This window comes from Bacillus sp. FSL H7-0578 (assembly GCF_038630855.1).
In the GTDB taxonomy this organism is placed as follows: domain Bacteria; phylum Bacillota; class Bacilli; order Bacillales; family Bacillaceae; genus Bacillus; species Bacillus safensis.
On the sequence record NZ_CP152045.1, the window covers coordinates 2,979,983 to 3,006,923 of the forward strand.

30 protein-coding genes and 1 other RNA gene are annotated in these 26,941 nt (G+C 41.9%); 9 read left to right on the forward strand and 22 right to left on the reverse strand.

All coding sequences use genetic code 11. From position 1 onward, the window contains the following. Positions 1 to 297: 297 nt before the first annotated feature. The 3 genes from MHB41_RS15400 to MHB41_RS15410 are packed head-to-tail and all read left to right on the forward strand — an operon-like array spanning position 298 to position 2,865. Positions 298 to 1,041: a metal ABC transporter ATP-binding protein gene (locus MHB41_RS15400; RefSeq protein ID WP_024423467.1), complete on the forward strand. Its 744-nt coding sequence runs from the start codon at positions 298 to 300 to the stop codon at positions 1,039 to 1,041. Further along, positions 1,041 to 1,913, forward strand: coding sequence for a metal ABC transporter permease (locus MHB41_RS15405; RefSeq protein WP_101676476.1), 873 nt, complete (start codon positions 1,041 to 1,043; stop codon positions 1,911 to 1,913). The genes MHB41_RS15400 and MHB41_RS15405 overlap by 1 nt, the downstream gene beginning before the upstream one ends. A gap of 13 nt (positions 1,914 to 1,926) precedes the next feature. Beyond that, a complete protein-coding gene (locus MHB41_RS15410; protein ID WP_041115667.1) occupies positions 1,927 to 2,865 on the forward strand; it encodes a metal ABC transporter substrate-binding protein in 939 nt (312 codons plus the stop codon). A 37-nt stretch (positions 2,866 to 2,902) separates the two neighbouring features. Here MHB41_RS15410 and MHB41_RS15415 read toward each other — a convergent pair whose 3' ends face one another. Then, on the reverse strand, positions 2,903 to 3,451 hold the full coding sequence (locus tag MHB41_RS15415) for a hypothetical protein (protein WP_034280914.1): 549 nt from the start codon (positions 3,449 to 3,451) through the stop codon (positions 2,903 to 2,905). A gap of 88 nt (positions 3,452 to 3,539) precedes the next feature. Between MHB41_RS15415 and MHB41_RS15420 the strand changes: the two genes are divergently transcribed. After that, entirely contained in the window at positions 3,540 to 4,145 is a 606-nt protein-coding gene (locus tag MHB41_RS15420) for a TetR/AcrR family transcriptional regulator (RefSeq protein WP_034280915.1), read from the forward strand. Between the two features lie 19 nt (positions 4,146 to 4,164). Here the strand turns inward: MHB41_RS15420 and MHB41_RS15425 are convergent, their stop codons facing one another. The 10 genes from MHB41_RS15425 to MHB41_RS15470 form a co-directional block, all read right to left on the reverse strand. After that, on the reverse strand, positions 4,165 to 5,097 hold the full coding sequence (locus tag MHB41_RS15425) for a response regulator (protein ID WP_101676477.1): 933 nt from the start codon (positions 5,095 to 5,097) through the stop codon (positions 4,165 to 4,167). After that, positions 5,094 to 6,410 (reverse strand): sensor histidine kinase, encoded by a 1,317-nt coding sequence (locus MHB41_RS15430; protein WP_061110091.1) that lies wholly within the window; start codon positions 6,408 to 6,410, stop codon positions 5,094 to 5,096. The genes MHB41_RS15425 and MHB41_RS15430 overlap by 4 nt, the downstream gene beginning before the upstream one ends. A 116-nt stretch (positions 6,411 to 6,526) precedes the next feature. Beyond that, positions 6,527 to 7,972 (reverse strand): aspartate ammonia-lyase, encoded by a 1,446-nt coding sequence (gene aspA / locus MHB41_RS15435; protein ID WP_024426050.1) that lies wholly within the window; start codon positions 7,970 to 7,972, stop codon positions 6,527 to 6,529. Positions 7,973 to 7,990: 18 nt separating this feature from the next. Next, positions 7,991 to 9,268, reverse strand: a complete 1,278-nt coding sequence (locus MHB41_RS15440; RefSeq protein ID WP_024426051.1) for a cation:dicarboxylase symporter family transporter — start codon at positions 9,266 to 9,268, stop codon at positions 7,991 to 7,993. A 175-nt stretch (positions 9,269 to 9,443) separates the two neighbouring features. Next, positions 9,444 to 9,578: a hypothetical protein gene (locus MHB41_RS15445; RefSeq protein WP_255290992.1), complete on the reverse strand. Its 135-nt coding sequence runs from the start codon at positions 9,576 to 9,578 to the stop codon at positions 9,444 to 9,446. After that, a complete protein-coding gene (locus tag MHB41_RS15450; protein ID WP_034280920.1) occupies positions 9,575 to 12,010 on the reverse strand; it encodes a heavy metal translocating P-type ATPase in 2,436 nt (811 codons plus the stop codon). Before MHB41_RS15450 ends, MHB41_RS15445 begins: the two co-directional genes overlap by 4 nt. Before the next feature lie 80 nt (positions 12,011 to 12,090). Then, a complete protein-coding gene (gene copZ, locus MHB41_RS15455; protein WP_024423475.1) occupies positions 12,091 to 12,297 on the reverse strand; it encodes a copper chaperone CopZ in 207 nt (68 codons plus the stop codon). 72 nt (positions 12,298 to 12,369) lie between these two features. Further along, positions 12,370 to 12,675, reverse strand: coding sequence for a metal-sensing transcriptional repressor (locus MHB41_RS15460; RefSeq protein ID WP_012011272.1), 306 nt, complete (start codon positions 12,673 to 12,675; stop codon positions 12,370 to 12,372). 106 nt (positions 12,676 to 12,781) lie between these two features. After that, complete coding sequence (locus MHB41_RS15465) at positions 12,782 to 13,237, reverse strand: DUF6376 family protein (protein WP_034280921.1); 456 nt, start codon at positions 13,235 to 13,237, stop codon at positions 12,782 to 12,784. Between the two features lie 257 nt (positions 13,238 to 13,494). Then, entirely contained in the window at positions 13,495 to 15,096 is a 1,602-nt protein-coding gene (locus MHB41_RS15470) for a histidine kinase N-terminal 7TM domain-containing protein (RefSeq protein WP_034280922.1), read from the reverse strand. 239 nt (positions 15,097 to 15,335) lie between these two features. On the opposite strand from MHB41_RS15470, the gene MHB41_RS15475 reads away from it, so the two are divergent. After that, positions 15,336 to 15,575, forward strand: a complete 240-nt coding sequence (locus tag MHB41_RS15475; protein ID WP_034280923.1) for a hypothetical protein — start codon at positions 15,336 to 15,338, stop codon at positions 15,573 to 15,575. Positions 15,576 to 15,738: 163 nt separating this feature from the next. On the opposite strand, the gene ssrA is transcribed toward MHB41_RS15475, so the two are convergent. The 7 genes from ssrA to MHB41_RS15510 all read right to left on the reverse strand — a co-directional run bounded on the left by ssrA (position 15,739) and on the right by MHB41_RS15510 (position 21,102). Continuing rightward, positions 15,739 to 16,102, reverse strand: a transfer-messenger RNA (tmRNA) gene (gene ssrA / locus MHB41_RS15480). Between the two features lie 176 nt (positions 16,103 to 16,278). After that, the gene (gene smpB, locus MHB41_RS15485) at positions 16,279 to 16,749 is read right to left on the reverse strand and encodes an SsrA-binding protein SmpB (protein WP_012011279.1); all 471 of its coding nucleotides are present in this window, start codon (positions 16,747 to 16,749) and stop codon (positions 16,279 to 16,281) included. Positions 16,750 to 16,888: 139 nt separating this feature from the next. Continuing rightward, positions 16,889 to 19,231: a ribonuclease R gene (gene rnr, locus MHB41_RS15490; protein WP_041115651.1), complete on the reverse strand. Its 2,343-nt coding sequence runs from the start codon at positions 19,229 to 19,231 to the stop codon at positions 16,889 to 16,891. A 19-nt stretch (positions 19,232 to 19,250) separates the two neighbouring features. After that, a complete protein-coding gene (locus tag MHB41_RS15495; protein WP_034280925.1) occupies positions 19,251 to 19,997 on the reverse strand; it encodes a carboxylesterase in 747 nt (248 codons plus the stop codon). A gap of 124 nt (positions 19,998 to 20,121) precedes the next feature. Beyond that, complete coding sequence (gene secG, locus MHB41_RS15500; protein WP_003212746.1) at positions 20,122 to 20,355, reverse strand: preprotein translocase subunit SecG; 234 nt, start codon at positions 20,353 to 20,355, stop codon at positions 20,122 to 20,124. Between the two features lie 185 nt (positions 20,356 to 20,540). Further along, positions 20,541 to 20,831, reverse strand: a complete 291-nt coding sequence (locus MHB41_RS15505) for an AbrB/MazE/SpoVT family DNA-binding domain-containing protein (protein WP_024423481.1) — start codon at positions 20,829 to 20,831, stop codon at positions 20,541 to 20,543. 37 nt (positions 20,832 to 20,868) lie between these two features. After that, positions 20,869 to 21,102 carry a helix-turn-helix transcriptional regulator gene (locus MHB41_RS15510; RefSeq protein WP_101676480.1) on the reverse strand — a complete coding sequence of 78 codons (234 nt, stop codon included), beginning with the start codon at positions 21,100 to 21,102 and terminating at the stop codon, positions 20,869 to 20,871. Positions 21,103 to 21,256: 154 nt separating this feature from the next. Between MHB41_RS15510 and MHB41_RS15515 the strand changes: the two genes are divergently transcribed. The 3 genes from MHB41_RS15515 (at position 21,257) to MHB41_RS15525 (ending at position 22,583) form a co-directional block, all read left to right on the forward strand. Then, on the forward strand, positions 21,257 to 21,652 hold the full coding sequence (locus MHB41_RS15515; RefSeq protein WP_034280928.1) for a helix-turn-helix transcriptional regulator: 396 nt from the start codon (positions 21,257 to 21,259) through the stop codon (positions 21,650 to 21,652). Positions 21,653 to 21,790: 138 nt separating this feature from the next. Beyond that, positions 21,791 to 22,192 (forward strand): transcriptional regulator, encoded by a 402-nt coding sequence (locus MHB41_RS15520; RefSeq protein ID WP_034280930.1) that lies wholly within the window; start codon positions 21,791 to 21,793, stop codon positions 22,190 to 22,192. A gap of 70 nt (positions 22,193 to 22,262) precedes the next feature. After that, the gene (locus MHB41_RS15525) at positions 22,263 to 22,583 is read left to right on the forward strand and encodes a helix-turn-helix domain-containing protein (RefSeq protein ID WP_024423485.1); all 321 of its coding nucleotides are present in this window, start codon (positions 22,263 to 22,265) and stop codon (positions 22,581 to 22,583) included. A 77-nt stretch (positions 22,584 to 22,660) separates the two neighbouring features. Here the strand turns inward: MHB41_RS15525 and MHB41_RS15530 are convergent, their stop codons facing one another. From MHB41_RS15530 to MHB41_RS15545, 4 genes are read right to left on the reverse strand one after another with little or no spacing between them, the layout of a single operon-like run. After that, positions 22,661 to 23,350, reverse strand: coding sequence for an ABC transporter permease (locus tag MHB41_RS15530; RefSeq protein WP_034280931.1), 690 nt, complete (start codon positions 23,348 to 23,350; stop codon positions 22,661 to 22,663). Positions 23,351 to 23,371: 21 nt separating this feature from the next. Further along, entirely contained in the window at positions 23,372 to 24,289 is a 918-nt protein-coding gene (locus MHB41_RS15535; RefSeq protein ID WP_061110093.1) for an osmoprotectant ABC transporter substrate-binding protein, read from the reverse strand. Positions 24,290 to 24,302: 13 nt separating this feature from the next. After that, entirely contained in the window at positions 24,303 to 24,956 is a 654-nt protein-coding gene (locus tag MHB41_RS15540; protein ID WP_034280933.1) for an ABC transporter permease, read from the reverse strand. 13 nt (positions 24,957 to 24,969) lie between these two features. Beyond that, on the reverse strand, positions 24,970 to 26,118 hold the full coding sequence (locus MHB41_RS15545; protein ID WP_025094044.1) for a betaine/proline/choline family ABC transporter ATP-binding protein: 1,149 nt from the start codon (positions 26,116 to 26,118) through the stop codon (positions 24,970 to 24,972). A gap of 269 nt (positions 26,119 to 26,387) precedes the next feature. On the opposite strand from MHB41_RS15545, the gene MHB41_RS15550 reads away from it, so the two are divergent. Next, entirely contained in the window at positions 26,388 to 26,924 is a 537-nt protein-coding gene (locus MHB41_RS15550) for a GbsR/MarR family transcriptional regulator (RefSeq protein WP_034280936.1), read from the forward strand. Positions 26,925 to 26,941 lie beyond the last annotated feature (17 nt).

Consider the following 26,941-nt stretch of genomic DNA (forward strand, 5'->3'; position numbering starts at 1 on the left):
GAGGAGTTCTTGTCTTCTGTCAATCATTTCTGAAGAAATCATTGGTTTTTTGTGTCCAATTCTGTCACACGGATTTTCAATAAACCAAGCTCATGTCCCCCGCTCCCCGCATAACATAAAAACGATCATTTGCAGTTTTTCTCTTTACAAAAGAAGGACATAAGCTTAGAATAAAATAAAAGTTTCCCTAAGGAAACAAATTAGCGTTAGTGAATCATTTCATCCTTTAGTCAAAATTATTTAATGTATGCATATATCTTTAGGAAGTGCAATGATGATTGAAAGGGGCCGCAAGAGATGTCAAATGCTTTAACAATCGACCGTCTTCATGTCTCATATCACGGACAGGATGCATTAGAGAATGTCTCTCTTTCCATACAGGAAGGGACAATGACAGGAATCATCGGTCCAAATGGTGCTGGTAAATCGACGTTACTCAAGGCATGTTTGGATCTCATTGAAAAAGACCAAGGGGATATTCGTTTTTTTGAGCAGCCCTTTAAACAAGTCAGAAAACAAATCGCCTATGTACCGCAGAGAAATGATTTAGATTGGACGTTTCCGATTCATGTACTGGATACCGTACTACTTGGAACATATCCGAAGCTCGGACTAATCAAACGTCCAAAAAAAGAAGACCGGGCATATGCGTATCACTGTTTAGAAAAAGTCGGGATGCAGGACTTTGCCAAAAGACAAATCGGTGAGTTATCCGGCGGACAGCAGCAGCGTGTCTTCCTTGCAAGGGCACTTGCTCAAAACGCACAGCTTTTCTGTTTGGATGAACCATTTGTCGGGATTGATATGGCAAGTGAAGAAACGATGGTTCGCATTTTGAAGGAATTACGAGATGAAGGGAAAACCATTTTGGTTGTCCATCATGATTTGAGTAAGGCAGATGATTATTTCAGCCATCTTGTTCTGTTAAATAAAAAACTCATCAAAGCAGGGCCTGTACACGACATCCTTCGCCCAGAAATCATGCTGGAAGCATATGAAACACAGCTGCCATTCTTAAAATCAGCAGGAGGAGACGTGTAATGGAATTTTTAACCGGACTCTTTGAATATGCTTTTTTACAAAAAGCGCTATTTACATCTGTCATGGTAGGCATCATTTGCGGCGTTATCGGCTGCTTTATCATTTTACGCGGCATGGCCCTGATGGGAGACGCCATTTCTCACGCCGTACTGCCAGGGGTCGCCATCTCTTATATGCTTGGAATTAACTTTTTCTTCGGGGCCGTTTTAACTGGGGTGTTAACAGCGATTGGGATCGGTTATGTGAGTCAAAACAGCCGCATAAAAAATGATTCTGCCATCGGCATTGTCTTTACAGCCTTTTTCTCAATCGGAATTATTTTGATCACATTTTTGAAAAGTTCAAGTGACCTATATCATATTCTATTTGGAAACGTTCTAGCTGTTCGATCATCTGATATGTGGATTACACTGGGAATCGGTATTTTTATTTTGCTAGCTGTCATAGTTTTCTACAAGGAACTGCTCATTAGTTCATTTGATCCGGTGATTTCTTCGGTTTACGGTTTGCCGAATCGTATGATTCATTATTTTCTCATGACCTTATTGACCCTTGTGACCGTTGCATCACTGCAAACCGTTGGGATTATTCTTGTTGTTGCCATGTTGATTACGCCGGCAGCCACCGCTTATCTCTTAACGGACCGGCTATGGATCATGATTTATTTATCTGCTTTTTTCGGTGCTGTTTCTGCTGTCGTAGGTCTAGGGCTTAGTTTTACCTATAACTTGTCATCAGGCGCTTCCATCGTGCTGGTCGCGACCATTTTATTCGGCAGTGCCTTTATCTTTTCACCAAAACAAGGCATTCTATGGAGAGCATTAAAATCTAAACGAAAACGAACGCACTTAAAAAAGGAAGCGTCTATGTAAAAGGAGGACATATATGAAGAAGGTATTTGCTATCCGTTTGACCGCAGTATTCATTGCCCTTATGATCATCGCAGGCTGTTCGACCCAGCAAAGTAATTCCGGTAAAGATGACGGCACATTAAAAGTTGTCACGACCTACTCCATTCTTTATGACATTGTGAAGGAAGTAGGCGGGCAGCATGTCTCTATTCACAGCATTGTTCCCATTGGTACAGATCCACACGAATTTGACCCGCTGCCAAAGGATGTTCAGTATACGACGGATGCAGACCTTGTTCTATATAATGGCTTGAACCTTGAAACAGGAAACGGCTGGTTTCAAAAGCTGCTTGAATCGAGCGGCAAGGACGGGGATGATGCACCTGTAGCCGAGCTGAGTAAAGGCGTCAAAGTGAAGCATTTGTCATCAAAAGGCCTTGAAAGCCAGCAGGATCCGCACGCATGGCTGAATGTCGAGAACGGGATCATTTATGCCCAAAATGCCCGAGATGCGCTCATTCAAGCAGACCCTGAGCATAAAGAGGATTACGAAAAAAATGCAGAAGTCTACATCAAAAAGCTTCAAGCGCTTCACGATGAAGCAAAAGACAAGTTTGATCAGCTGCCAAAAGATAAAAAGCTCCTTGTCACAAGTGAAGGTGCATTCAAGTATTTTGCAGAAGCGTATGGATTGAAAGCCGGCTATATTTGGGAGATCAACACAGAAAGTGAAGGAACACCAGGACAAATGAAGCGCATTATTCATTTTGTCAAAGATCATCAAGTTCCTGCGCTCTTTCTTGAAACAAGTGTTGATAAACGCAGCCTTGAAAGCCTCTCTGAGGAAACCGGGGTTCCGATCAAAGGAAAAGTCTTCACTGACTCTATTGGAAAAGAAGGGGAAGATGGAGACAGCTACTATAAGATGATGAAATGGAATATCGACACCATTTACAAAGGGCTGTCATCATAAGAAAAGACAGGTGGAGTGAATCCGCCTGTCTTTTTTGTCAGCCTGTTATATTTTCTGGATGTTTTTTCGGCCAAATGACGTAGCTGATGCTAATGATGAAATCAATAGTTAAGATCATCCCCCATGTATTGACAAGCTGCATCAGTGCTTCCGTCCGCTCTGGTGCTTGGATGAGATAGGTTAATCCATATAACAGCCCCGCTCCAATAACATAAGAAATGAAATGCCGCGCCCAGCCGACCATTTCATACACAGACCGCTCTTTCCCGTACTTTGGTTTTCCCTTTGGCTTAGGACCTCCTGCAAATCGATAGGCAAACCTAGCATCTGCCCATTTCACCATTTGATGTCCGAAGGCAAGGCTCACACCAATATAAACAGCCGCAAGCCCGTGGATGACACTCGCCACAGCCCCTTGCCTTAAATCTATATAAGTTGCAGCAAGAAGGATTAAATCCAAAATCGGCGTACAGACAAGAAAGAAAGCACCCAACTTTTTCTGTTTAAACACATAACGCAGCGTTAAGCCCATTAGAATAAACAGCCAAAAACCAATTTCACATGCCACAATCAATAAACCGACCAATTTCTCCACATCCTTTTTAATACGATTGTATTAAATAAAAAATAACACAGATGTGTTAAAAAAACAACAGCTATGCTAAAATCAATGTATGCCAAAAATCGTCGATCACCATAAACAAAAACAAAAGGTCGCTCAAGCTGCAATGAGAGTGATTAAACAAGAGGGATTGGAAAGCGCTTCTGTACGAAAAATAGCAGTCGAAGCTGGAATTTCAGCCGGCTCTATGCGTCATTATTTTTCCACACAGCAAGAGTTATTTCTATTCTCTATGAATTTAATTCAAGAAAGAGTCAAGGAGCGGATTACAGGGCTTTCATTAAACGGTTCAACGGAGGAAAATGTCCTCACTTTATTGGAGCAGCTTCTTCCACTTGATGAAGAAAGAAAATTTGAAATGGAGGTGTGGCAGGCTTTTGCAGTCAAGGCGCTGACTGAACCAGATTTACAGCCGCTCAATGCAAAGATGTATGACGAGCTTTTCCAAACGGTCCAATATTGTTTAATGAAATTGAAAGAGGATGGGCTGCTGCTAAATGATATCGATCTTTTATTAGAAACCGAACGGCTTTATGCGGTCATCAATGGGCTTGCATTGAATGGAATCGTGCAGCCCGAACGTATACCGCCTCAGCTCATACGCTCCGTACTGCAGATGCACTTGCAATCCATCACAAAAAAAGACATGTCTCCTTAATTGGAGAGCATGTCTTTTTTTAATCTTCCATAAAAATACGTTTCGCTTCGTAGTAAAGCACCTGCACAAATTTCTTCACATTGATGCGGGTGTGTTCTTCTCTTCCGCTCATCTCTTTCGTCAATTCACTCATTTTCTTTCGTACGATGGTGAAATCGAAAAATTTAGATGCGTAATTTTCAAACGTTGGATGAGAAAAATCGGTTAGCCCAAGTGATGCGATGTGCTTTAATGATTGGTTGATCGCACGTCTTACCCGCTGTTCGGCTGCCTTTGCTTCTCTTGCGATGTCTGCCGATGTGTAGGGCTCACTTAACTTATCCTCCGTAATCCCAGTAAAAATGATCTTTAAAGAAGGAAAGGAATCATGATGATCAGCATGCAGCGCTAAATACTGGTCTGTAAACAGAATCATATCTAATAAATCTTTAGATCCCTTCTCACCAACAATACCAAGCTCCGCCAGCAAAAACTGACCTGCCTCTGCAAGACTTTTCCCCCGCTGCTTCGTTTTCGTCTGACCGCGCTGCTGAAATTGCATGACCGATTTGAGTGAGTGCTGAATATTTTCAATTGAATGCTCTAAATGAAGACGTTCAATCATCAGATGAAGGACACTTAAGACCTCTACACGATTGATCGGCTTTGTCACGTAATATTCGACGCCAAGCGTATACGCCTGTCCGATTAATTCCTTTGTTTCAACCTGTGACAGCATTAAGTATTTCCCATGAAACTCATCCTTGATCGCTCGAATCGTTTCAAGCCCGTCCCTTTCCGGCATCAATAGATCAATACATAAGATATCAATGTGCAAATCATTTAAGTAGCTGGCTGTTAACTCTGCGCCATCCTCTGCTTCCCCGGCCACAATGCCAAGCTCTTCTTCTTCAATGAGCTGAGCCAGTGAAGAACGAACGGCTTCATCATCATCAACTATAAAAAATCTCATCTCCCAATCCCCTCTTTTCTACTGACTTGATCTACTGGTATCGTTAATGTGAAAATCGTTTGTTTATTTGGGATACTCTTCATCTCAACACTTCCGCCAAGCTTCTCCGCTGTATCCTTTACATAGGCAAGCCCGATACCGCTAGATGGATTCCCAGCCTGGTCGTATTTCAAAGTGAAGCCCGGTTTAAAAATCACATGATGATTACGTTCTTTTATGCCAGGCCCGTTGTCGCTGATCTGAAAAATCACGTGGTTTTCTTTCTGTGAAATAGAAAGTGACACCTCTCCATCTACAGGAATGGCTTCAACAGCGTTGGATACGATGTTATTTAACAAAGATAGAATGGTATACACGTGATAGGCGGGATGCTTCCCATCTTCATCATAATGAAAGACGATGTTTTTTTTAAGAGATTCTGCGTAATTTTCATGAATGCGAATGACAAGCCCAGCGATATGAGAAGGACTCTCATAAGCCTGGAAGTTTTCCTCATGAATCAGCTTTGATAAGGCAGAAAAAATCCGCTGGTTATCCTTTTTGATTTCATGCACCTCTCCTGCAATTTGCAAGGCGGTTTTACCGAGCTTTTTCAAATCCAATGATTCCGCATCCTTTGCGTGGTGAAGGGATTGATACAATTGATAGGATGTAGCCGTAATATGCTCAGCATGTGCGAGTGTTTTATGAAAATATGTAGATTCTGTGTAAAGGTTGGACAGGAGCATCAGCAGATGTTCCTTTTCCTTTTTCATCTGACGCTCTCTCGCCTGCTCTTCATATAAGCGAATCATTGTATAACAAGCCAACACGAAAAAGCTTCTGAATATCGCCAAAACAAATAATTGAAACAGCGTCCGCACCGTTAACATTTCATCCATCGTGCCTCGAAGTGCGATGATCTCAACAACGCTTGCGCACAGCTCCATGACAATGCCTGTTGCGCCAATCAGCCATGGCTGATCGCGGAAACGTCTGACCTTCAATAAATAAAAGAGTGTGCCATAGACAACATAATAAAGCAGGGAAGGAAATCTTAATGAAACTGCCTCTTCAAGCGGAAGATGCCCTGTCACAGCTGTATCAACCAGCACACGAAACGCAAAAACAGATATCCCAGCGATGATGCCGCTTGCCCATGCCGGAAATCTTTTCATTTGAAGCAGGATAAAGAAAAAGACAACGGTTCCAAAGCTGACCCGAAAGCTGTCCTCAAATGGATAAAATTTAAACTCTCCGCCAATCGGCGTCAGTACAATGAGCAGCACAATTAAATAAGGCTCTGTATTCAGCCATTTTTTCAGTAGATTCAAACGCAGTCACATCCCTAATAATTGACGATAGTATACTATGTGAGCTAAAGAAAAACAAACCTCCATGAAAAAGCGCACACCGGAACTTTGCCGGTGTGCGCTTCTCATGATGCCGCTTAATCTTCTAAACGATCCTTTTCTAAAAGTGATGCACCAGCAATACCTGGTTTTGTCATTTCAAAAGGATTTAAGATGACATCAAGCTCTTCCTCTGTTAACACATCATTTTGCAGACAAAGCTCACGTACAGATGCACCTGTAAGGATGGCTTCTCTTGCAATTCGTGCAGCCGCTTCATAACCAATGTGCGGGTTCACCGCCGTCATGACACCGGCACTCTTTTCTACATATTCTTTTAATCTAGATTCATCTGCTTTTAGGTCACGCAAGCAGTTGTCCACGAAGGACTCGAATACATTTTTCATCATGCTGAGAGATTGAAGCAGGTTGAACACTAACACTGGTTCCATAACGTTTAGTTCAAGCTGACCAGCCTCTGATGCAAGACAGATTGTGTGATCGTTCCCAATAACTTGGAATGCCACTTGGTTCATGACCTCAGGCATAACTGGGTTGACTTTTCCTGGCATGATGGATGAACCTGGCTGTCTCGGCGGCAGGTGCAGCTCACCAAAGCCCGCTCTTGGACCTGAAGCCATTAGACGAATATCGTTCGCCATTTTGGACATGTTCATCATACATACTTTAAGCGCAGCCGATACTTCTGTATAAGCATCCGTATTTTGCGTTGCATCGACTAAGTCTTCAGCACCAACTAACGGTAATCCGCTAATGTCAGATAGGTAGCCAACCACTTGGCGAATATACTTAGGATCTGCATTCAATCCAGTTCCGACTGCTGTTGCACCCATATTGACTTCATATAAATGCTGTCTAGACTGCTTGATACGTTTAATATCACGAGCAAGAACTTTTGCATAAGCACTAAACTCTTGTCCAAGTCTGATTGGAACAGCGTCCTGAAGATGCGTGCGTCCCATTTTGATGACATGATCGAATTCCTGCGCTTTTTCGGTCATGACTTGATGCATGTTTTCCATCGTATAAAGTAGTTTTTCAATCATATTCAATGTTGAAATATGAATCGCTGTTGGGAAAACGTCGTTTGTTGACTGCGACATGTTCACATGCGTGTTTGGACTTAGCTCAGTATAAGCGCCTTTTTCCTTTCCTAGTAGTTCAAGCGCTCTGTTTGCAATGACTTCATTGGCATTCATATTCATTGAAGTGCCAGCCCCGCCTTGAATTGGATCGACAATAAATTGATTGTTCCATTTTCCTTCGATGACCTCATCTGCGGCTTGAACAATTTTTTCTCCAAGACCAGAATATAGTCGCTGTGTATCCATATTTGCAAGTGCGGCTGCCTTTTTGACAATCCCTAATGCTTTGATGAGTTCCTCATGAATACGGTAGCCTGTAATTGGAAAGTTCTCCACTGCACGTAATGTTTGAATTCCATAATATGCTTGAGTGTCTACTTCCTTTTCACCTAGAAAGTCTCGTTCGATTCGAACTTGCTTGTCCTGTAGCTTCGTCATTTGAAAAGATCTCCTTTTTTACGCTGCTTTTGTTTGTTGTTTTAATTCCTCAATATACTTCTTCGATTTCTCTTGATCAAATACTTTTTCCCACTTAGACATGACAATGGCTGCAAGTGAGTTACCAAATACGTTCACTGTTGTACGAACCATGTCAAGAAGTCGGTCGATCCCAACGATGAAGGCAAGTCCTTCAAGCGGCAGTCCCATGGCACCAAGAGTTGTGATGACAACAACGATCGATGCACCTGGTACACCAGCCATTCCTTTAGATGTCAGCATTAAAATTAATAGTAACGTAATTTGCTCATAGATGGAAAGCGGCATGCCGTACATTTGTGCAACAAATATCGCAGCAATGGATTGATAGATGGCACTTCCATCTAAGTTAAAGGTGTAGCCTGTTGGAATAACGAACGACGTGATCGCTTTCGGGCAGCCGAACTTCTCCATTTTGTCCATTAATCTAGGCAGTACAGCTTCTGAACTTGCTGTTGAGAATGCAAGAATGATTTCTTCTTTTAATACTTTAAATAGTGTAAAGACGCTTGTTCCAGCCATTTTCGCAATAATGCCAAGTACAACAATGACGAAGAATGCCATTGTACCGTAAACGACAAGTACCAGTTTGCCTAGCGGGAGAAGCGCTCCGACCCCGAATTTGATCACCGTCACACTGATGAGCGCGAATACACCAAATGGTGCAAACTTCATCACTTTATTGGTTACCCAGAACATGGCTTCGAGTATACCCTCAAAGAATCCTAATACTGGTTTTCCTTTGTCTCCAACTGCGGCAATTCCTAATCCGAATAAGACTGTAAAGAAGATGGTTGGTAATAGATCACCTTCTGCAATGGATTGGAAAACGTTTGTCGGTACAAGATGCACCAACGTTTCTGAGAAAGTCGCTTTTTCAGAAGAAGCCTTAGATGTCTCTTCATATTTAGAGATATCGCCTTTCTCCATGTTGCTCATATCAATTCCTGTACCAGGATGGAACAAGTTTGCTGCAAGCAGTCCAACTGCTAATGCAATCGTTGTCACAATCTCGAAGTACAGAATGGTTTTTCCGCCGAGTCTTCCGATCGTTTTCATATCTCCAACACCTGCAACTGCTACAATCAATGCAGCAATAACAATTGGAAGAACGATCATTTTAATTAAATGGATGAATATATCGCCAATCGGCGTTAACACATTAATAACGGTTTCATTTTGATAAAACAGCGCTCCCACGACAACACCCAGAACAAGTGCAATGAGTATTTGAGAAGCTAACCCTAACTTTTTCATACGTGAACCCCCTTTTATTGATAACGCTTTCTTTGTTGCTTAATCGCATCTTAACGACGAACCTACAAAAAACGACAAAAAAGAACAAAAAGAAGTGAATTTTTTATGAAAAATCTTTAAAAAGGTGGGTTTTTCCACAATATTGTTAAAAAAAGACTTCGCTTTTGGCGAAGTCTTAATGATTTTGCATCTGTTCACTTGGTGTAAGTTGATTTGAAAAAAATTCATCATAAATCGTATATCCAATGAGCACAAGAGCAACATAGAGCAATGCACTAACGGTCCAAACCCATTTGACATTCATCTTCATTCTGCCACTCCCTCTCTGACTGGCTTCAATCGCTGCAATCTGAGTGCATTCAGCACAACGGACACGGAGCTAAAGGCCATTGCTGCTCCTGCAAGCCATGGTGCAAGGAAACCAAATGCAGCGATCGGTATCCCAATACAGTTATAGGCAAGCGCCCAAAATAGGTTTTGTTTAATGTTTCTCATTGTTTTTTTACTAAATTCCAGCGCATCTGCAACGGCATGGAGATCTCCCGTCATGAGCGTAATATCTGCTGCTTCCATGGCAACGTCTGTCCCTGTTCCCACAGCCATCCCAATATTCGCTGTTGCAAGAGCTGGGGCATCATTGATACCGTCTCCGACCATGGCGACTTTTTTTCCTTGTTCCTTAAGTGCCGTAATGTGAGCCGCTTTTTCTGCAGGAAGCACTTCAGCAATGACATGATCAATGCCTGCCTGTTTCGCAATCGCCTCTGCTGTTAGTTTATTATCACCTGTCATCATCACAACGTGAATCCCCTGCTCTTTCAGACGAGCGATGGCTTGAGGAGAGGATACTTTGATTGTATCTGCGACCGCGACAATGCCGGCGACTTCGCCGTCAATCGCAACAAGCATAGCCGTTTTTCCTTGCTCCTCCAGCGTTGTGACAGATGCTTCTATTTGCTCATATTGGATATGATGTTTCTGTAATAGCTTACGCGTTCCAATCAAAAGCTTGTGTCCTGCTGCCTTTGCTTCAATTCCATGACCTGGATCTGCTTGGAAGGCTTCAATTTCGACTGCTTCAAGACCTTGTTCTTTCATACCGTCTGTGATCGCCCGGGCAAGCGGGTGTTCCGACTGCTGTTCTGCCGATCCTGCTAGCTGAAGCAGCGTATCTTCTGTCCAGTTGGCATATGCCAGTACATCTGTCAGACTAGGCTCTCCTTTTGTTACAGTCCCTGTTTTATCTAACACGACCGTGTCGAGTGATTGAGTCACTTCTAAATGCTCTCCGCCTTTAAACAGAATGCCTGATTCAGCCGCACGGCCGCTGCCAGCCATAATAGAGGTTGGTGTCGCAAGGCCGAGCGCACACGGACATGCAATGACAATGACGGCTATAAAGGTTTCAAGTGCTGACGTCACATTTCCTGGGTCAACAAAGAAAAACCATATGAGGAATGTGAGCACAGCAATTCCTACAACAATGGGAACAAATATTCCTGATATTTGATCTGCCATTCTTTGAATTGGTGCTTTTGAGCCCTGCGCTTGTTCTACAACTCGGATAATCTGTGAAAGAGCGGTCTCTTTCCCGACTTTAGTCGCTTTTATTTTGATGAATCCATTTTTATTGATCGTTGCCCCGATGACCATATCTCCTGCTGTTTTATCAACAGGCAGACTTTCTCCTGTAATCATGGACTCATCTATTGCGGATGTCCCCTCCATGATCTCCCCATCTACCGGTACTTTTTCCCCGGGTTTGACAAACACAAGGTCATTCACTTTCACGTCAGAAATAGGCACAGTCATCTGTTTGCCATCTCGCTCGATAACCGCTTCTTTCGCTTGTAAGCCCATGAGCTTTTGAATCGCTTCTGATGATCTTCCTTTTGCTCTTGCTTCCATTAATTTTCCGAGCACGATCAACGTAATGAGGACAGCACTTGTTTCATAATAGAGGGCTGCCTCATGTGTGCCTTGAACCGCTGACTGAATGCTTTCATATAAACTATAGAAAAACGCGGCAGATGTCCCAAGAGCGACAAGAACATCCATATTGGCACTTTTATTTCTTAAAGCCTTATACGCCCCTACATAAAAGGGCCAGCCGACAATGAACTGCACAGGCGCTGCTAACGCCAGCTGTACCCATGGATTCATAAACGCTTCAGGCAGCCAAATAAAGGACGTAAAAGAAAAATGGCTGACCATTGCCCAAAGAAGCGGCAGTGACAAAATCATCGAGAATAAAAAGCGTGCCGTTTGCTTCTCTATTGCTGCTTGGCGGTGATCTTTCTTTCCTTCCTCTGCTTGATCTGCAGCTGGTTCAATTAAAGAATACCCAATAGACTGCACCGCATCTTTTATGTCATTTGTAGACGTTTGGCCCGGATGATATGTGACCTGAAGTGTCTCAAGCGCAAAATTTACAGACCCGTGATCGACACCGTCCATTCGGTTAATTTTTTTCTCGATTCGGTTTGCACAAGCCGCACACGTCATTCCCTCTATATCAAATTCTGCTTGCTCCATCACCACATCATAGCCAAGCGATTGAACTTTTCGCTTTAAATCATCTGGTGTTAGTTTCTCTGTTTCATAGACAATATGGGAAGTGTCAAGCGCCAAATTCACACTGGCATCCTCCACACCTTCCAGCCTGTTCAATCCCTTTTCGATACGGCCTGCACAAGCAGCACAGGTCATCCCCGTAATTTGAAAGTCAATTTCCTTTTTCATTGATCTCACCTCTCCACATACTCCATGGGGGTATTATTTTTTGAAAAAAATACGTGCTGTACTGCAGCACGTATACTTATTTATACGACATCATATCCCTGTTCTTCAATCACATCAGAAATACGGTGTAACGTGACTTGATCCGGATGAAATGAAACCTCCACCTGTCCTTTGTCTAAATGGACTTTCACAGATTCCACACCTGCTAATTCTCCTACATTTCCTTCGACTGCTTTCACGCAATGTCCGCAAGACATGCCCTGCACTTGAAGTGTTGCTTGTTCCACTTCTCATCGCCTCCATCAATCATTTTCTACAATTTACTATACCCTAGTAGGGTATCGATGTAAACATAAATGCTACGATTTTGTCAGTTTCGTAAAGACCGTCATTAACTCTTCAATGGCTTCATCCCCATTGCCGCTCTTGATAGCATCTGCAACACAATGATGTGTATGCTTTTCCATCAAATGAAGACTGACTTTTTTCAAAGCCGCATTGACTGCAGAGATTTGATTCACAACATCTATACAGTAACGATCGTTTTCAATCATTTGCTGGATCCCGCGAACTTGTCCTTCCACTCGTTTCAAGCGATTGATCAATTGGTCCTTTTCCTTTTCGGCTCTAGGCGAAGCCATATGTCTTTCTTCATGTTCTGTCATGTGATCACCTTTTTTTCATTATGACTTGTCTTTACCTAAATTAAAGCATATCTCCACCGAAAAAGGCAAAGATATGCTGAGCACCGCATATAAAGCTGTGTTTGTCCTAATTTGTTAATTGTTCGATATCCTGCAAAAGATTGACGGATTGCTGAAGCTGTTTCATCAATCCCTGCTGATCCTCCAGTATGGCGGCAACATCGATATCGCCTGCTTTCAATTGCTGTATATATGTTTGGATCTCCTCTGACAGCACTTTATTTTTTTCAATGATTTGTGCATGAAGGTCTTCTGCCATTTTTGGCGCTGTGACTTCATTAAAATCTTGAATGTCTGCCTTCAACGATTCTAGCTGCTGCGTTAATTCTGCCTTTTTGGCGGCGTTTTGCACAGCTTCTTCAGCGAGCTTTGGAAATTCCTCTGTAAATTGCTGAATGTCCGTCACATAGTCATTTGCCTCAGTGACATATGTCGTTGTATCGTTGACCTGATCAAGCAAGCCGGAGCAACCGCTTAATACAAGCGTTCCGGAAAATAGACAAGCCATCACGTATTTTTTCAAGATCGATCATCCTTTCATCTGTAGGATTAAAAGCATCATTTGTTCCGCTTCCCTATCACACAGATGCAAAAAGACCTTAAAAATAGCCAGACCTTTGCCTCATGTGTGATAGGCAAAGGTCTGGCTAACATTGTTCATGCCGGAATGGCCGAGAAACAACGAATGTTTCTGTAGTGACGACCAAAACCGTAAAAGCTACTCCCCTTTAGGAAACCGTTCAAATGTTATGTTTATCATATCGAATGTCAGGACAACAGTCAATGCGGAAGATCCTGCTCTTGATACAGCACATGGCCCTTACCAGTGGATGCATAAATCCGGTTCCGTCCTTGGCGTTTTGACATATACAAGGCCTGGTCCGCTTCAAATAGAAGTGTCTCTAATACACAAGGATCATTGGCTGTGTGAGCAATTCCAAAGCTCGCTGTCACTCGCACTTTTTCCTTATCATTCGTAAAGAAACTTGCTTCAAACGAATGTCTTATTTGTTCCGCGATATGACATGCCTCTTTAAATGACTGATGAGGCAGACAAATGGCAAACTCTTCTCCCCCATATCGTCCAAATAAATCATCCATTTGTAAATGCTCCTGACAAATAGAGACAACATGACGCAGCGCTTCATCCCCGATATGATGTCCGTGTGTGTCATTGATTTGTTTAAAGAAATCAATATCAAACAGCATAACAGCGGTATCCTGCGCATCCTCTTCAAGGATCAACTGCGTTCGTTCGATGAAAGAAGATCGATTGAAAATATTCGTCAAACCATCGATATACGCACGACGCTCCAGCTCTTCCTGCAGCAAACGCTGCTCTGTAACATCACTGATCACTATTTGCCTGCCCTCAATCTCTCCTCTTCTATTAAATAGAGAGGAAGCGGTCAGATGATAATAATAGGACTGGTCTTTTTCTTTTTTCCACATTAAATCATATTGCGAATGATCCTGCGGAGAGCGCAGCCATTGAATGAACGCTGAATCTTTGATGATTGCTGAGAAAATATCGTCGATCTTATAGCCAATTCCCTTTTTATTCGCAAGTGCTGGAATGATCGATGCAGCAGCGGGATTGTAATCAATGAGTGTTCGATATCGATCTAAAATCAAAACCCCTTCAGACATATGCTCAAACACACGCTCCATTGCAATGGGAGACAGCTTAAACAGCTGGAACGACATAATTGCCCATAAATAGAGTGCGTTGGTAATAAACATCACCACAGGAACAGGATCAATATGCAGGGGTGTAACGCCTAATAAATAAATAAAAGAAGTCAAAATTGGTAAGGACATTCCCACTAACAGTATCAGAATCTGCTTTAAATATTCTTTTTTTGTGACACGTAAAAACCAAAGCAGCATAAAAATAGCAAGCATCGAACAGCCAAACGTATAAACGCCATGAATGATATACCAATAGCCAATCGTAAAATCAGCCAATAAAAACCCATCTACTGGATTCATCGTGATGCTTCGATAAAAGAGTGAATGTAAAGAGTTGGTGAACACCATAATGGTTGTGAGAGTTGGAATCAATAAGATGAGAAGCACGCGGCGCTTTGTGAAATATTGTTGGAACCCCGTAAATTGCAGCACAATCAGCAGACTGAGCGGTGCGATAAACGGAAGACCTATGTATTGAAAACAAACCCAGAACATGATTTCTTCAGGGGTACGAGCCAATAATTCAAACGTATGCCCAAAGATATAAATCGCAGTTGCTCCAGACATGTACATAAACAATTGACAGCCAATATACCGGTGGCGGTTCGCATGAGCAATGATTGATAATATCACGGACAGAATGCCAGAAACACTCATGATCACAATAAAATGTAAAACAATCGAATCCATGTAAACGCCCCAATTTCAGTTATTTAGAACTAGTCTAATCTTACTATATATGAGGAAGTCACAAATGGGAAGATGTGATTTTGAATTGGTTGGAGGTTTTTTGTAAAATTTCAGGCGTTATCTGTTTGTGATCCCTTATATTTTCACTACTTTTTGCTTAATTTGAGGGAGAAGTATGTTGCGTCTGGAGAAATATCTGTACAATGTGGAGATCAATGGAGAGGAGACTCGAAAGGAATATGACTTTTTGGATGATTATGACGGGGCTGTTTATGTTGATTCTTTTAGAAAAACCGTTTGAAAAGAGAAGTTCTGGATTGTTATTTTTGATCAGTTATTTACTGCTGATTGCGGTTTATGTGATTCAGACAACGTTTGTGGAACTTGTACCGGATGGATTTTTGATGATGCTTGCGGTGGTTGTCGTTTTTCCTTTGTTTGTTCGGTTGGTGCAGTCTTCTTTGAGAAACCGTACATAAGTAAATAATTAAAGAAACTCCGATTATTCCTTGTAGGAATAACCCAATCAAAAATGTAAATAAATTCAAAAAACATTAAATATCAAAATCAAAACTAACTTAACTTCTTAAATTAGATAAAAAAAGCCCCTTTATAGAAAGGGGCCTTTTTAAATATTTAAAATTATGGAGACGGTGGGAGTCGAACCCACGTCCAGAGACATCGATTACTTAAGCGTCTACGAGCGTAGTCAACATATTTACGTGTTCACTCATCCTCATGCCTGCTGACGGGCGCTTGGAGAGCTAGTCTGATGGATCTCTTCTTACGTCCTCAGACGGAAACGTAAGCGTAGCCTACTTCATTGGGCTCCTCACAGACACATAGGCGATGTCAGGAAGAGCTCGCTGCGCTTATTAGGCAGCTAGTGCTAAGTTTTGGTTAAAACTTTTAGTTTTGCCAGTTACATTTAAGTGCGTGTTAACGAGATCGCCTCTCGGCTCGCAGCCTAAGCTCGAACCATCCCTGTCGAATCCGTAACGTCCCCTTGTAAAAGGGATATACGGGATGGAAACGTTCAGCTTAACTGCTTCCGTATATAACTATTATAACAATCTCATCGCTCGAAACAACTGGTGGTTTCTGTAAAAATAGCGGTGATTGTTTACTGCATAACATATTGTAGCATAATGCTTCTGCTCTCAGCAAGCCATCTGCATCAGGCTAGAATTGCTTTTGACGATCGCGGAAGGCACGTTCGATTTCACGTTTTGCATCTTTTTTCTTCAGATCTTCACGTTTATCGTATTTCTTCTTCCCTTTTCCGATTCCGATCAGCACTTTGGCAAAGCCATTTTTCAAATATAGTTTCAGAGGCACAAGTGAGTAGCCTTCTTCCTTTGTCGCACCAATCAATTTGCTGATTTGCTTGCGATGAAGCAGCAGTTTTCTCGTTCTCAGCGGATCATGGTTATAACGGTTCCCCTGTTCGTATGGGCTCACGTGCATGTTATGAAGAAACACTTCTCCTCGCTCGATTTTGGCAAAGGAATCTTTTAAATTCACTTTTCCAGCACGAATCGATTTGATTTCAGTTCCTTGTAATACAAGGCCTGCTTCGTATGTTTCTTCTATAAAGTAATCATGATTTGCTTTTTTGTTTTGGGAAACAACTTTTCCCTCTCCCTTTGGCATTGGCGTACACCCTCCTTTTGACACAAACACGGTCCAAATCGTACGGATTATTTTATCAAACAATCCAGCTTTCGACAATGCTGACGCCATGTGGTCAAAAAGCAAATAGAGCGGGATGCCCTATTTGCTTTTTGGCACGTTACTTTTTCTTTTTGCGTTTTTGTTTCGGTGCGTTTTCAAATACGCGTTTTTTCTTTTTCTTCTTTTTACGGTTTGTGAACCAGTCACTTCCGCTTTTATCCTCTTTGCCTTTTTCCCCAGAGGCTTTTTGACCTCCACGTCCTTTTTTCGCTGGTGGATCTGTCCGTTTTTTGAACTTGAAATCTTTTGGAGATTTACGGCGAGTGCCTTTCATCCCGACGATTTCAAAATCAATTGAGTGCTCATCTTTATTAACATTAACAACTTTGACAGTGATTTCGTCACCGATACGGTAGACATTCCCTGTACGTTCACCGATCATGGCAAAGTGCTGTTCATCAAAGCGATAATAGTCGTCTGTCATGTAGCTGACATGGACAAGGCCTTCTATCGTATTAGGCAGTTCAACGAATAGTCCGAAGTTCGTCACGGAACTAATCATGCCATCAAACTCTTCACCGATTTTATCTAGCATAAACTCTGCCTTCTTCAGATCATCTGTTTCACGCTCTGCATCGACTGAGCGGCGCTCCATTGTAGATGCATGATCTGCGATTTCAGGCAGCAGCTGGCCCCACTTTTCTAAGGTCGCTTCATCTGTCTTTTTCTGAATCAAATAGGTTCTAATCAGTCTATGCACGATTAAATCCGGGTAACGGCGGATCGGTGATGTGAAGTGTGTATAGAATTCCGTTGATAATCCAAAATGGCCAATGCTTTCTGGATCATACTTCGCCTGTTTCATAGAGCGAAGCATCACAGTTTGAATGACAACTTCTTCCGGTTGATCCCTGACAGCATCGAGGACACTTTGAAGTGCGCGCGGGTGAATGTTCGTTGACGTCCCTTTCACAATGTAACCAAATGTCGTTACGAACTCTAAAAAGCGCTGAAGCTTCTCAGGGTTTGGTTCTTCGTGAATTCGGTAAATGAACGGAACATTCATCCAGTGGAAATGCTCTGCAACCGTTTCGTTTGCAACAAGCATGAATTCTTCAATTAATTTCTCTGCAACGGAACGCTCACGAATGACAACGTCTTTCGCTGCGCCTTCATCATCTACAAGTACTTTTGCTTCCTTGAAATCAAAGTCTACAGCTCCGCGCTCCATTCGTTTGTCACGAAGAATCTCTGCAAGCTTCTCCATCTCTTGAAACATCGGCACTAGCGGCTCATATTTGTTTAAAAGCTCTTCGTCTTGGTCGACTAAAATCTTATTCACATCAGAATAGGTCATTCTCTCCGTCGTTTTGATCACACTTTGGAAAATCTCGTGTTTGACGACTTTTCCGTTTCGATCAATGACCATTTCACAAGACAGTGTGAGACGATCGACCTTTGGATTTAATGAACAAATACCGTTTGACAAACGATGCGGAATCATCGGGATGACGCGGTCGACGAGATACACACTCGTTCCACGTTCATAAGCTTCCTGATCAATCGGCGAATTCTCTGTGACATAATGAGAAACGTCTGCAATGTGCACGCCAAGCTTATATTTGCCATCATCCAGCTTTTGCACAGTTACAGCATCATCTAAGTCCTTCGCATCTGCACCGTCAATCGTCACAATCGTTTCATTGCGCAAGTCGCGTCTGCCTTCAAGGTCTTTTTCATCAATCGTTTCAGGTGTGTCTGCTGCCTGCTGAAGTGCTTCTTCTGGGAACTCACCTGGCAGACCGTGTTTATGAATGATCGACAAAATATCAATGCCAGGGTCATTTTTATGACCGAGGATTTCAGTCACTTCACCTTCTGCACTCATTCTTCCTTCAGGGTAGCTTGTCAGCGTCACAACGACTTTATGACCTTCGACCGCACCGTTTTTAGCGGATTTCGGAATGAAGATATCGTTTGTGATTTTTTTATCATCAGGAATGACAAAGCCAAAGCTTTTCGTTTCTGTGTAGGTACCGACAACCGTCTGAGTATTACGCTCGAGAATGCGGATAACAGTTCCTTCTTTTTTCGTGCCATTTGATTTGTGGCTGACACGAACCATGACGGTATCTCCATTCATCGCTGTGCCTAACTCATTTGGCGGAATGAAAATATCATCCTGTCCAAACTCTTCAGGCGTTACAAATGCAAATCCTTTTGCATGAGCAGACAGCTTTCCTTTTACCAAATTCATTTTTTCTGGTACACCGTAACGGTCGCTGCGCGTGCGAACGATGAGTCCTTGATCCTCCAGCGTCACAAGTGCTTTGACGAGCTCTTTATAATCATCAGGATTGGTAATCTCCATCATGACTTCCAGCTCTTGAACGGTTAACGGTTTATACGCTTCTTCTTTCATAAAAGCGAGTAATTCATCCATAAATTCTTCTTTTTGCACACTCTAACCCCCTATATATTTAAATTGACCAATCAAGTGATTCTAAGAATGCATAGACATCCTGATGAACCTTCTCCCGCTCTTTATCAAGCGTGATAACATGGCCTGATTCTTCATACCATTTCAAATGCTTATCATCTGTCTCTACTTCGTTATAAATGATATTCGCACTGTCTGTATTAATCATATGATCGTGACGTGCCTGCACAACAAAAGTAGGTGAATAGATCATGTCGACATTGTTTCTAACATCTGCAATCAGTTCTTGCAGGCTCCTCAGTGTATCCATTGGTGTTTTCTTGAACGATTCCATTTCTTGTTCAATTTGGTCCTCTGACTTACCCTCAAATTTCTTATAGTTACGGGCATAATCTAGTACACCCTGGTACATGACTTCTTCACTTTTTATGTACATAGGTGCACACATAGGTACAATTCCCTTTACAGGTACAGTGTAACCTAATTTCAATGAAAAAACTCCTCCGAGGGATAGTCCGCAAACTGCAATCTCCTCATAACCCTCATCTTTTAAGAATTGATAGCCTTCTTCAACATCTTTCCACCAGTCAGCCGGGCCTGTATGGACAAGCTCTTCTGGCGGCACACCGTGTCCTTTATATTGAGGTGCATGGCATGTATATCCTCTATCGTTCAAATAACGGCCAAGCATTCGAACATCGGCTGTATTCCCAGTAAAACCGTGAAGAAGAAGCACCGCCTTTTCTCCACCTTTAAACGTGAATGGTTTTGGTGTAACAACTTTCATGATGTGACTTCCTTTCCTTCTGGTATGGTTTATATTTTCCACTTGTATGTATGAAACAAACACAAAAGAGTGCTGATAATAAAAAAAGGTCTGAAAAAAGATCAGACCTTCTGTTACTCGCGCTTTACACGCCTAAATATGCCAATGCAAGTGTTAAGATGAAGAAAAGCACTGACAAAATAACCGTTAAACGGTGAAGAATCAAGTCAAGGCCTCTCGCTTTTTGCTTACCGAAAAGCTGCTCGGCTCCACCTGAAATAGCGCCTGACAGTCCAGCACTTTTACTTGATTGTAGTAATACAACGATGATAAGTGCGATACTGACAATTACGAGTAATGTGATAACAAATGCGTGCATGAAAACACCTCCAGACAAACTGGTACACATAACTTTATTTTACATGAAAACAAGGTGCATGTCACGAAACATCAAAATAAAGATTTCCTATATATTGTCGACTTGATTCGTTATTTTGATACAATTTCGTTCCAAAGTGCTGGCTGCAGCATTTTTATATGAATTTTTCGGTTAAAAACACATTTTTAATGAGTTGCTTCTTCCTTCAATAGCTGTTTTAATTCTACTAACAAACGTTCAGCTCCTTCAGGACTCAGCATCACGTTCCCATTTCCATAACTTTTGTTGTACTTCGTCACTTGTCCCGTCAGCAGGCAGCTCTTATCTGCATCATATTTTTTCAGCATAATGGTTTGATCTTCAATGAAAATTTCTAACAGCTGCTCTTCTTTAATATTGAGTACCTTGCGCATTTCTGAGGGCAGTACAATTCTGCCGAGAGAATCAATGTGTCTGACCATCCCAGTCCTTTTCAATGACATTTCCTCCTTGATGATGATATGATGATATCACTCATTGACTTTTGTCAACATCTTCATAGTAAAATAGTTCTTCAAATTTTTTATCAAAGTAATGAATCATTTTGCCAATGACAAGCTGTCCCGGTTTTCGGTGACCATTTAATACCCTGCTAAGTGTGGCAGGAGAGATGCCAATTTCATCAGCGAGCTGATTTAACGACATATCGTTCTCGATCATATACTGCATGACAAAAGCCCGCCTGATCTGAATCTTTTCGACCATCATTACAACCTCCTATGGAATCATTATGTACAACATGTAAGACTCTCACATCAAGCAGATCCATTAACTTATGTCAACACTTTTACCCCTATGCTATTTCCTTTGGTCAATGATCATACTAAAATAAGTCATATACTGAAATGTGAGGTTCGATGTCATGAATCACTTTGGTGAACAATTACGCATTTTAAGAGAAAATAGAAAAATGTCGGTCAATCAGCTTGCCATGTATTCAGGTGTAAGCGCTGCTGGTATTTCTCGTATTGAAAATGGAAAGCGCGGTGTGCCAAAGCCTTTAACCATAAAAAAATTAGCACACGCCTTGAAGGTGCCTTATGAGGATTTAATGCTGCTTGCCGGTCATATTGAACAGGAACAAGTTCATGAAATGAAACCGAAATATGAGTCCATGTTAAAAATCTATCAAACGGCGCTTCAAAAGGATGTAGAACATCTCCCCATTTTTGACGGGGACAAATGGGAAAGGCTCTCCGCACAAGACATCAGCCAGCTGAATGAATACTTTCTCACGCTCATCAACCAAAAAAGGTGAACAAATAGCGGGGCATAAACCTAATGTACATCCACCATTAACTAATGTCAATATTTTCATGGTGCACTTATTGCCAATAGTCAACAAATCAAGTAAAATAGACATATCTAATCTATAACCATGTGAGGTTTTGCGTTAATGAACTTTGGTGCATATTTAAGAGCATTACGTGAGGAAAAGAAGCTGTCGGTGAACCAATTAGCGATGTATTCTGAGGTCAGCGCTGCCGGTATTTCTCGTATTGAAAACGGGAAACGCGGCATTCCGAAACCTCCTACGATTAAAAAGTTAGCTGGTGCGTTAAAGGTACCTTATGAAGACATGATGCAGGCTGCGGGCTATATTGAGGAAGCCGCTTCTGTCCAACAGCTTAGGGAAGATGATCTTGCTTTATCCAAAATAAAAGAAGCCGCAGCGCAATATGAACTTGGTGATCTCGAAATATTTGATGGTGACATATGGTCGACCCTTTCGAAAAAAGAAATAGAGGACCTCAACCGCTATTTGTTATTTATGTTAAACAGCCGTTCGTCCTCATAAATGTTTAAGCTTTTTGCGCCGATTTATAACAGATTTACGGTATAATGGGTTCAGATTGGAGTGAAGAAAGATGAATCAATCTGACATGTGCCCGCGGTTTGAAAAAGCAGTTGAGTTATTGAGTAAACGCTGGGTGGCACTGATTGTTTTTCAGCTTCTCTCAGGTCAGCAGCGCTTTAGTGAAATTGAGGCGGCTCTGACAAACTTAAGCGGAAGAGTATTATCTGAGAGATTAAAAGAGCTGGAAGCAGCAGGTATTGTAAAACGGGAGGTTTTTGCTGAAACACCCGTGCGCATTGAGTATTCTTTAACAGATATGGGGCGTTCACTTGCACCCGTTTTTGAGGAAATTGCGAAGTGGTCCTCTGAATGGATCACGCTTGAATCATAAACCAGCATTCGAACCACCTGATCTTCATAAAACAACCTCCCTTACAGATGTAAGGGAGGTTTTGTCTTTTCAACAGCTTAAGCAGATGTGATGTTTTTTTCAGCTAACGCTTTTCTTTCTTTTTTCTTGTTTGTCGGGCTTAAATAGCGTTCGAGCCAGCCCATGACAAGGTCAGCGATAATAGCCATAAGTGCAGTTGGAATCGCACCTGCTAAAATGATGGCTGTTCCGTTTGTGGCGTTTGACCCTCTGATGATGATATCACCAAGACCTCCCGCGCCCACAAATGTTCCAATCGCTGTAATACCGATGGCAATGACCAGTGCGGTTCTTAAACCAGCCATAATGACTGATAAAGCAAGCGGTAGTTCAACCATTCTCAGCACTTGCCATTTCGTCATGCCCATCGCTTTACCTGATTCTAAATAGGCATGTTCAATGCTGACAATGCCTGTATATGTGTTTCTGATGATCGGCAGAAGCGAATACAGAAAGAGTGATAGGATGACTGTATTTGCGCCAAGTCCTAATACAAGCATCAACACGGAAAGCATCGCTAATGCCGGTATCGTTTGAATGACGTTGGTAATGGCAAAGACCCAATTGCTCAGCTTGCGATAATGCGCTACAAAGATGCCTACTGGAATCCCGACAATCGCCGCAAACAACACCCCATACGCCGACATGAGAAAATGCCGATAAAATTCTTCTAACACATATGACCCGTTCTGCTGATAATACGTCCATAATTGCTGCAGTGTGTCCATCAGCCGTGACACCTCCCCATCTTACTCAAAGTAATTGTGTTTTTTCAGGAAATTCTTCGCAACGGTTGCTGGTTCTTGAAGCTCTCCGTCGACTTGATAGTTCAGCTCTTGCATTTGTTCTGTATCGATTTTTCCGATCAGCCTGTTGATCACCTTATCAAGCCCTGGATTTTCTTTTAAGACTTTCTCCGGGACTACTGGCGATGCATCATATGGCGGGAAGAACCGTTTATCATCTTTTAAGATTTTGAGATTATAGGCTTTGATTCGTCCATCTGTTGAATAGGCAAGTACAATATCCATTTTTTCATTTTTTAATGCATCATAGACTAAACCAATCTGCATCGGATATGTGCTGCCAAATTTGATTCCGTATGTTTTCACAAATCCGTCATAGCCGTCGCCTTTCTTTTTGAGCCATATGTTATCGACCCCAAATCGGTAATTGGTCGCATTCTTTTTCAAATCAGAGACCGTTTCTAAATTATTTTCCTTCGCCATCTTTTGCGTCACGGCAAAGGCATACGTATTATCAAATCCATAAGAATCAAACCATTTGTAATCATAGCGTTTTTTAAATTCTTTTTGGACGATCTCCATCGCCCGCTCCGGGTCTTTTTCCGCATCCATTCCAAGCGTGCTTGTTAAATCTGTGCCTGAATATCTTGTGGCAGAAATGTCGACATCTCCGTTTTCCATTGCTTTCTGCTGCACAGTGTTGGAACCTAAGTTTTTCACAATGGTCGTCTTTTTATCAGTGTAATGTTCAATCATATCGCTAACCATATAGGCCATAATTTCTGATTCGGTAAAGTTTTGTGCTCCAATTCGCAGCGTGCCCCCTGAGGAGCCGGCTAGTCCAGGAAGTGAACAGCCGCTTATCAATAGCAAGCATCCGGCAAGCAGTGCACTGATCCATTTTGTTTTTCGATTCTTCACATAAGCCAACTCCTTATGAAACTTCCTTCAATCCTTTTAAGCCTTCAGGTGTTACTTTTTTCTCCAGCTTCATTAATGATAGGTCGATGATGACTGCTAAAATTGTGACTGGGATCGCACCCGCAATAATGAATTCCGGCTGATACAGCTGAAGTCCAATCAAAATGTAGTCACCTAGACCGCCTCCACCGATAAAGGCTGCAAGTGTTGTCCAGCCAATCAAATAAATCGTTGACGTTCTGACACCTGCCATAATGACCGGTACAGCAAGCGGGAGTTCAACAAGACGAATTTGTTCCCATGTTGTCATCCCGATTCCTTTACCGGATTCAAGCAAGTTTTTGTTCACACCTTGTACCCCGGCATACGTATTTCTTAAAATAGGTAAAACCGAATAGAAAAAGAGAGCAACGATTGCAGGTATTTTCCCAACCCCCAAAATAGGAATAAAAAAGGCAAGAATCGCTAAACTAGGGAGTGTTTGAAAGATATTCACGATACCGATGATAAAACCTGCGCCTCGCTTCATTCGTGTGAGTACCACGCCTAAAGGAACGGCAACAAGAATACCGAGCACAACAGCAATTAAGGAAATATATAAATGCTCCCACATTTTTGTGAGGAGTTCCCCGCCATTTTTCTCTAGAAAGTCGATGATTTGATCCATGTGTACACCTCCCTTACTTCATTTCAGTGACAGCTGCCGGCGTATCGTCTCCCCAAATGGAGTCGTACACAACATCTACCAGACTTGCACGTGTCACAATACCTTTTAAGTGCCCTTCTGCATCCACAACCGGTACATATTTAATGCCGCGTATTAAGATTTTCCGGACAGTGTCTCTTAGAAGTGCGCCTTCTTGTACGGTATAGAACTCTGTATTTAAAATATCACCAACAAAAGCTGCTTTTCTGCGGTTCGCATCGATTGTTTCAATATCGATATAGCCTTTTAGCACATGATGTTCATCTACTACAAGCAAGGAATCGACCCGCTTTTCTCTCATGATGTAGATGGCATCTGTTAATGTTTTTTCAACTGTAACGGTGACTGGTGACGTGTTCATCATTTGTTCTACACGTTCCATATTCGGATTTGATTGAAGCAGACGTTCTTTGCCGATGAATTCTTCTACGAATTCATTGGCTGGGTTTCGCAGAATATCGTCAGGCGTACCTACTTGGACAATCTCTCCATCTTTTAAAATCACAATTCGATCAGCTAGTTTAATAGCTTCGTCCATGTCATGTGTGACGAATACGATGGTTTTATTTAACGTTTTTTGCAGTTTCTTAAATTCCTCCTGCAATGAATCTCGTGTGATTGGATCAAGTGCGCCAAACGGTTCATCCATGAGGATCAGAGGGGGTTCCGCTGCTAGTGCGCGAAGAACACCAATACGCTGCTGCTGTCCTCCGCTGAGTTCATGAGGATAGCGCTCTAAATATTCCGGTCCCATGTCGACAAGCTTCAGCAGTTCACGCGCCCGTTCTTTTCGTTTTTCTTCCGGCCATTTTAACAGCTTCGGAACAAGTGAAATGTTTTGTGCGATGGTCATATGGGGGAACAGTCCAATTTGCTGAATCACATAGCCAATTTCTCTTCTTAATTGAACTGGATCTTTTTTCATAATGTTTTCTCCCTCGATGAAGATTTTTCCTGAGGAAGGTTCGATGAGTCGGTTGATCATCTTCATGGTTGTTGTCTTACCACAGCCACTCGGTCCAATAAAACAAATAAATTCTCCTTTTGCTATTTCTAAATCAATATTTTTGACAGCTTTTTTTCCGCCTTTATACGTCTTAGATACATTCTCTAGTTTCAGCAAATGAGACACCTCCAATTAGTCGGATCAATATTTTCAGAAAATTTACACCTTATTTATTATAGTGCAAACTTTATAAAATAAAAAGTTTACGATGTGTTTGTATTGCATAACATTTATTTAAAATTTTCAGTTAACGGCCCGATAGATAGAGATCTCTCCTTTTTCCTCCAAATTACGAGCAAATACTCAATATTTATTGTTTTCATCAACAAACAGGTATATGATATATTGTGTTACAAATTGTCAGTCGTGAAGGGATGAATCGGGGAGTGGACAAGCTAGCGTTAGGCGCCATTCAAAAAGCACAGGATCATTATATTGAAAAAGCTGCCGAGAACATGAATGCCTTTGGTCTTTCTTCTACAGTGGGTAGAGTGCTTGGTATCATTCACATGAACCGTAAACCAATGACGCTTGGGGAGCTATCAGAGGCGACAGGCATGAGCAAAACGAGAATGAGTCAAGTCGTTCGAGAAATGCTTGATTTGAATATTGCGGAAAAGGTTTATGAAAAAGGAATACGTAAAGATCTATATGACGTTGAGCAAGATCAATATCAAACGTTTATTTCCTTGTTTGCAGCCAATTGGTCCCGTGTTGTCAGCAAAAACCGCAAGGCACATAAGAAAACGTGCAAGGAATTGCTGGAGCTGCTTGAACAGGACGACCTGCCAGAAGAGACAGAGGATAAAATCAATCTGCTTCTTTCAGAAATCAAGGAAAGTCTTGATTACTATGATTGGATTAGCCGCTTAATTGAATTCTTTGAAAGTGAAGAAGTGTTTAAGCATGTGCCGAAACCTTAAAAAAAGCTGTTTTATTT